The organism is Candidatus Cryosericum odellii (genome assembly GCF_003570935.1).
In the GTDB taxonomy this organism is placed as follows: Bacteria; Caldisericota; Caldisericia; order Cryosericales; family Cryosericaceae; genus Cryosericum; species Cryosericum odellii.
Genome location: NZ_QXIU01000204.1, coordinates 1,385 through 2,557, shown reverse-complemented (window position 1 = coordinate 2,557; position 1,173 = coordinate 1,385). Strand labels below are relative to the sequence as shown.

Below are 1,173 nucleotides of genomic sequence, written 5' to 3'. Positions count from 1 at the left end.
GACGTTGCGTTCAATATCATACAGGTATGCGGTGAGGTTGGCCAGGTATCCCAGGTGAGCAATCTGCGCTGCGAAGAAGACTGTTGGTGTAGCGACGTAGAAATATTCCCACCGCTTGAGGCGCCACGCACTGAAGATGTGTCGATGCACCGACGCAGCAGCTGTCATGTTCACGTCAAACAGCGGTTGCCTGGCCCATCCGAAATTGACCAGGCCGTTGCCGTTGATCATCGAAAGCGGCTCGGTGTGCTCGCCCACTATTTCCCCCTGTCTCAGTCTGAAAAGGCTAGACCGAATGGTGTAGTTTCGTGGCTTCTTCCGGCAACGAGGTTTCGGCTATTCCATCCAGGAACGGATTTTCTTCTCTGCGTCAGCCAGTCGGTCGCGTTCACGTTCGTCGGTCGTATAGCTGGAATAGATGTGCAGTACCGGGCGGTCTCTGTCAGGCAGCACGAGGGTGTACCCGTCTTCCTCGCGTTCTTTGACCCCTTCGACGAACTCCGCAGTGTCACGATAGAGCTCGCTCATGCGGCGCATGATGGTTCCCTTGGACTCCCACGGGCACGGCAGTTCGAGGTGGCTGGGATCCCGGGCCGGTGTCTCCTGTTTTAGCGCGACGAGGTCTTCTCCTGTCTTGGCAAGCGTCTCAAGGAGAAAACCGATGGAGAGCATACCGTCATAGAAAGGGACAGCACGGGAGAAGATGAAGCCTCCCAGGATGTCCGCGCCAGCGTCGGTATTTGTCGCTTCGTGGATGATGTTGCGTGGTAGCGTCGAGCACCAGTGCACATCGACGCCCTGATTCTTGACGTACCGTTCCAGCTCGATGGATGCCGTAATGGGAAGGGTAACCGAGTTCAGGACCCCGGACCGATGTCTGGAGCCAATTATGAGTGCCGTGGCACGAGTATCAGAAAGGATCTCACCGCTCCGGTCCACGAGAAAGATCTTCTCGCCGGAGGCGTCCAGGATCACGCCGAACGATGTTCCCAGCGACTTGACCATGGAAGACAGCTTGCGTTTGGCGTCCCGGAACTCAGACGCCGTCCTCACCGCTCGTCGCCCGTCAGTGTAAGCGTGCAGTGAGATGATCTCGAGGCCAAACTCTCCTGCAATGGCAGGGAAGAACTGGACGGGAGTGCCATACGAGTAGTCGATGACAAACCGGATGCC

1 protein-coding gene and 1 pseudogene are annotated in these 1,173 nt (G+C 57.2%); both read right to left on the bottom strand.

Translation table 11 applies throughout. From position 1 onward, the window contains the following. Positions 1–258: DUF2804 family protein (locus SMC5_RS08270; protein WP_119120331.1), on the bottom strand; the 258-nt coding region annotated here is incomplete at its 3' end. Between the two features lie 78 nt (positions 259–336). Next, a pseudogene (locus SMC5_RS08265) lies at positions 337–1,173 on the bottom strand (hypothetical protein); the annotation flags it as partial.